Source organism: Acinetobacter sp. YH12249 (genome assembly GCF_013417475.1).
GTDB lineage: Bacteria > Pseudomonadota > Gammaproteobacteria > Pseudomonadales > Moraxellaceae > Acinetobacter.
The window spans coordinates 1-5,315 of the sequence record NZ_VPDX01000054.1 but is presented as its reverse complement, the minus strand read 5'-3'; the positions used below and the strand labels follow the sequence as shown (position 1 = coordinate 5,315).

The following is a 5,315-nucleotide window of genomic DNA, read 5'->3' as shown; positions in this document are numbered from 1 at the left end:
TGGGCAACTGCCTGTTGTGCCATCTTACGCCGGCAAGATGGCTTTACCACTTTTTTGCCATCGCTTCCTGGATGATTTCGGCCTTTAATCGCTCTTCCGCATACATCTTTTTAAGTCTGGTATTTTCGGCTTCTAGCTCTTTCAGTCGAGCCATTAATGATGTATCCATACCACCATATTTGGCACGCCATTTATAAAAGGTAGCATTACTCATGCCGTGTTCACGGCAAAGGGTCGCTACAGGTGTGCCAGATTCTGCCTGTTTCAAGATGGACATGATCTGACTGTCAGTAAATTTAGATGTTTTCATGCAGAATCTCCTGCTCGTATCTTAAGAGAAAATTCTACTTTTAGATCCTATTATTTTTAGGGGGGGATTACCCTCCCATTTTTAGTCTTTTATCCGCTTTTTTGCTTCATCATACACAATGCTATCAGCTCGTTTTCCAACGGTAATTAGCAAAATAACTACCTGATCATCTTTGACCTGGTAAACAAGTCGGACATCAGCTTTTAATAATTTGATTTTATAGCAACCTGCAAGATCGCCTCTAAGCATATTCTTTGGAATATGTGGCTGCTCTATGACTTTGGCTAGTTTCTTTTTAAATTGATCTCGTATAGCAACAGGGAGTTTTTCCCATTCTGCTGTAAAGTCCTTGTGACGTAAAAGCTTATAAGTCATCTAATGTGACTTCCTCAAACATCTCTTTAGGATCATTAATGCGCTTACGGACAAGAGCTAATAATTCTTCATCTTCTTCCGAAAGCAAAGCTTTTTTAACAGGCAGTTTCCCAGTCGTAGCAACATACTCAAGAATACTAGTGAAGAAATCCGTAGGTGCAATACCTTGCTCTTTAAGGATTGAATAAGATTTTTCTTTAAGGGCTTCATCGATCCTGAAGTTAACAGTAGCCATCATATTTCCCAAGTATTTAATGTACTAGGAATAGTGTAATGCAAATTGCATTACAAGTCGACTTCGCATAACAGCCATTATGTTAAATGGAAGGAAGCAAAATAAGTTAACATTTTGCTTCCGGCCACACTAAGCTAGAGTTTTATTTAAATAAAGCTATTTAGTAATCATTAAATTAATTAAAATCTAAATCTAACACCAGCTCCATATAACCAACCTTTCTCAGAGTTTGATTCTATTTGCCACGACGTTTCATCATTACCTTTTGAATACTCATAGGCAATGTCGATATACGGCATGATCTTTTTACTGATTTCATAGCGAGTTTCAAACCCTGCGGTTGCACTGCTTAAACCAGTTCTTTTCGCATATTTAGAGTCATCACTAAAGATAGCATCCAACTCTAAATAAGGTTGAATAATCAACTTTTGCGTAATCAGAAAATCACGTTCCGTTTCTAGGCTAAAGCCCGCATAATTGTCTTCTCCCGCATAGAGATAAGCATCAGTTTCAAAGAAATATGGCGCCATACCATGTAAGCCAATCACCGCATCAACATTTTCTTCGGTGTCTTTGCGATGATCATTGAGTTCAACTTTTTCACTACGATAACGTGCACCAATCTGTGCATCCCAAAAGTCTGAAATCATACGGCTATATAAAAGTTTGGCATCATAATGTGCATCATGCGATTCTTCTTTATCGGCATGAATTTTAATAAAAACCTTATTTTCATCTGTGCCAATACGGGTTTCAAACTCTGACTTTAAATCACCTGTGCCATCTTCATTGACAAGCCACTTATTGTCCACTGTCGTAATCGCATAAATTTGCGCACCGTGTTCTGAGCGATGATCATAATGCGAACTCTGCTGAGCATTCGCATCTGGTACATGATGTAAATGATTAACCGTAGATGTTGCCTGATGTTGTGCCTGATTCATTTGGCTATGGTTCATTTGAGAGCGATCCATTTGCATCGGCTGATTTTGACTAGAAGATGTAGCAACTGTCATTTTTTCAGGCGCACTATGATCTTCACCATTATGTGCCAAACTCACTGCACTGACCATCAACAAAGAGCTTGCTAAAACAGTTTTAGAAAAAAGATTAATGGTGCGCATGTTGATCTCCTTTCTGTACTTTTTGATCTTGCTGTTTCTCTGTTGATTTGTGATGCATTGGCTGATGACCTGCATGTTGATGGTTCATCGGTGCTGAATGTGCAGCATGATTCATTTTCCCCATCATCTGCATGTGTTGTGCATGCTCTTGTGGAGAATGCTGTGAATGATCCATCTCAGACATCGCTTGATGATTCATTGATGGTACATTTTTTCCATCAGTCTGAGCAGTTGAATGATGCCCTTCGTGCGCCAAACTTAAGCTTGTTAAACTCAATACCGCAACAGAAAAAAACGCTTTAAATACAAAATTAGTGATGTGCATGTCCAGCTCCTTTTCGCTCAGTTTCTTGGTGAGTTTGAGTCGAATTTGTACCTTGAATTGGCGTTGTAGACACTTGTTCATCGCTAACATTTGCCACGATCAACTTGTTCATCATTCCTGCACTCATGTGATACAACAAATGACAATGGATTGCCCATTCGCCCAACTCATCCGCAGTTAATAAAGCAGTCACTGTTTTACCCGGTGGTACAATCAATGTGTGTTTATTCGGCATATCTACCGACTCTTGACTATTCTCTAACTGCATAAACATGCCATGTAAATGCATGGGGTGCGCCATCATACTGTCATTAATAAATTTGATACGGATACGCTCGCCATACTTTACTTTTAATGGCTCAGCATCGCTGAATTTTTTACCGTTAATCGTCCAAATATAACGCTCCATAGTACCGCCCAAACGCACTACTAATTCACTGCTAGCTTCACGAGTATCTTTTTGCGGTTCTAAAGATTTTAAATCACTATATTGCAAGGCTTTATTGCCCGCAGGTGTAGATGCATTTGCCCAACCATAAACCACTTGATCATTTTCTTGTGGTTTTGCTGTGCCATGCTGTGAATGATCCATTTTCGAGTGATCCATGCCTTGCATATCGCCATGGTTCATTTTTGAATGATCCATTTTCGAGTGATCCATACCATGCATATTGCCGTGGTTCATTTTCGAATGATCCATTCCTGCATGATCACCGCCACCATGTCCCATATCTTCCATGGTCAAAAGTGAGCGTGGACGTGGTGCAGGCATATGAATGCCATGTGTCATAGGATTTAATTCATTGTGCAGTGTACCAATCGCATAGCCTGCACGGTCAATTGACTCAGCTTCAATTTGATAATGTCCGCCTTTTGGCTCCACAATCACATCATAAGTTTCAGCTGTGCCAATACGAAACTCATCCACAGCAACAGGTTTTACAGGCTGACCATCAGCACTGACCACAGTCATTTTCAAGTTAGGAATACGGACATCGTAGAAAGACATCGCAGATGCATTCACAAAACGTAGGCGAATTTTTTCATTCGGTTTAAACATTCCTGTCCAATTTTGTTCAGGTGTTTTGCCATTAATGAGGAAGGTATAACCTGTAACATCCGACATGTCGGTTTTTAGCATACGCATCTGATTCCACATTTTGCGGTCAGACCATGTCGCTTTTATGCCATCACGTTTAACCTGCTTCCAAACATCACCCAAGGTTTCACGCTGATCTTGATAATATTCAGCTGAAATTTTAAGATCTTTCTGAATTTGATCACTGGTTTTTTCATGAAAATCTGACAACATCACCACATAGTCACGTTCAGCTTTTTCATGTGCTGCCAATGGTGTTTTACCTTTTGGATAAATCACAAAAGAACCATATAAGCCGTCCTGTTCCTGTCCTTTAGAATGAGCGTGATACCAATAAGTCCCGCTTTGGCGAATCTTGAATTTATAAACATACTCGCTTTGAGGCTTAATACCGTTAAAACCATTAAATCCCGGTACACCATCCATAATGCCCGGCAACAACAGTCCGTGCCAATGAATAGAAGAATCTTGGTTTTTTAAATTATTTTTCACGCGAATGATGGCTTCATCACCCTCTTCAAACTCAAGCAAAGGCGCAGGAAATTGACCATTTACGGTAATGCGCTTTACAGGCTTTCCAGTTGGGCTGACCACTGCTTCATCAATAACAAGCTGATATTCACGCACTTCGGCAAAAACCAAAGGCGACGATGCAAAACAAATACCTGCTAATAGGTACGAACTAATTTTATGAGACATAACTTAACCTTAATTTTTGAAAAATAAATAAATTTTAAAAAAATTGGTTAAGTTTTAGGAGGACGTGAAATTTCTTGCCAATACCCATTTAGATATTGGTTGGGGTAATAAAAATTAGGCTGATCTATAGAATAGAAGGTATCTAGGGGATCTAGCGAGCTTTGCAAAGAATGAAGACATGAGATCTGTGTCTGGCAGGATAAGCTAGAACATTCCTGACACTTTTTGTGATCTATATTCTGATTAAGAGCTAAATGATTATGGCAATCGGTATTCGTCTGTACTTCGTGATTAATACCATGTTGAGTGACTTGCTGTGCTTGATCTAAACAATGATCTTGGCTCATTTCAGTTTGCATATTGATATGCATTATCTTTACTGATGCAACAGACACACTACTCCATCCTATGGCAAAAACCATAAGAAAACAAAACCAAAGTTTTTTGGAGAGATGAGTCAACACGAATGCTATCTAGGAATAGAATTTAATCCAAAATATCTTAACGGAATTTTCAAATATTTACAACTCAATATAATTTAGTAGTTTCTCTAAAATTAACATAATACACCTTATACGAAATTCTCTTTATTTATCTTTAAATTTCAGTGTCGTATGTCGATTTAAAAAGCCCAACCATCTCCGATTGGGCTTTTTTTATGATTTTTCATGTTCCACGAGCAATTAATAATCATTGTTTCACGAAAGATTTTAGTTCTACTACTTATTATTAGTGCTATATAACTCGAATTTTATCAATTCAAAAAATGATAAGCATAGTAGTGTAACAATAGGGTATACCCTAAAGTTACAATCTGAAAGTTCATGAAATTATGTATCATTTAAATGATTTTTAATCATAAGTAACATGTAACTTTAGTGTTAAAGATTTATAATTTACGAAATTGTTCATTTTTATCCAATTGGGGCGTGAAAAAGTGAAAGGCCAAAAAGTAGGGTATGTCCGGGTAAGTTCTGTCGAGCAAAACACTGGACGTCAACTTGAAGGAATTGAGGTCGATCGGATTTTTGTTGACCGTGCTTCAGGTAAAAATACTGACCGACCTAAATTTCAGGAAATGTTGAACTATGTCCGGGAAGGGGACAGGGTGATTGTACATTCAATGGATCGTTTTGCGCGAAGCCTAA

Annotated in this window: 6 protein-coding genes and 1 pseudogene; 1 reads left to right on the top strand and 6 read right to left on the bottom strand. The window is 38.4% G+C overall.

What is annotated here, in order from left to right; genetic code table 11:
- The 6 genes and pseudogenes from FTV25_RS15585 to FTV25_RS15560 form a co-directional block, all read right to left on the bottom strand.
- A pseudogene (locus FTV25_RS15585) lies at window positions 1-310 on the bottom strand (transposase); the annotation flags it as partial.
- An 81-nt stretch (window positions 311-391) separates the two neighbouring features.
- Window positions 392-685, bottom strand: coding sequence for a type II toxin-antitoxin system RelE/ParE family toxin (locus tag FTV25_RS15580; RefSeq protein WP_180004262.1), 294 nt, complete (start codon window positions 683-685; stop codon window positions 392-394).
- Window positions 675-920 (bottom strand): type II toxin-antitoxin system RelB/DinJ family antitoxin, encoded by a 246-nt coding sequence (locus tag FTV25_RS15575; protein WP_000246755.1) that lies wholly within the window; start codon window positions 918-920, stop codon window positions 675-677. The genes FTV25_RS15580 and FTV25_RS15575 overlap by 11 nt, the downstream gene beginning before the upstream one ends.
- A gap of 179 nt (window positions 921-1,099) precedes the next feature.
- Window positions 1,100-2,044: a copper resistance protein B gene (locus tag FTV25_RS15570; RefSeq protein WP_096902779.1), complete on the bottom strand. Its 945-nt coding sequence runs from the start codon at window positions 2,042-2,044 to the stop codon at window positions 1,100-1,102.
- Window positions 2,031-2,369 carry a hypothetical protein gene (locus tag FTV25_RS15565; RefSeq protein ID WP_004897649.1) on the bottom strand — a complete coding sequence of 113 codons (339 nt, stop codon included), beginning with the start codon at window positions 2,367-2,369 and terminating at the stop codon, window positions 2,031-2,033. Before FTV25_RS15565 ends, FTV25_RS15570 begins: the two co-directional genes overlap by 14 nt.
- A complete protein-coding gene (locus tag FTV25_RS15560; protein ID WP_180004260.1) occupies window positions 2,356-4,167 on the bottom strand; it encodes a copper resistance system multicopper oxidase in 1,812 nt (603 codons plus the stop codon). The genes FTV25_RS15565 and FTV25_RS15560 overlap by 14 nt, the downstream gene beginning before the upstream one ends.
- Before the next feature lie 937 nt (window positions 4,168-5,104).
- Here FTV25_RS15560 and FTV25_RS15555 point away from each other — a divergent pair.
- On the top strand, window positions 5,105-5,315 hold a 211-nt coding region (locus tag FTV25_RS15555), incomplete at its 3' end, for a recombinase family protein (RefSeq protein WP_180009815.1).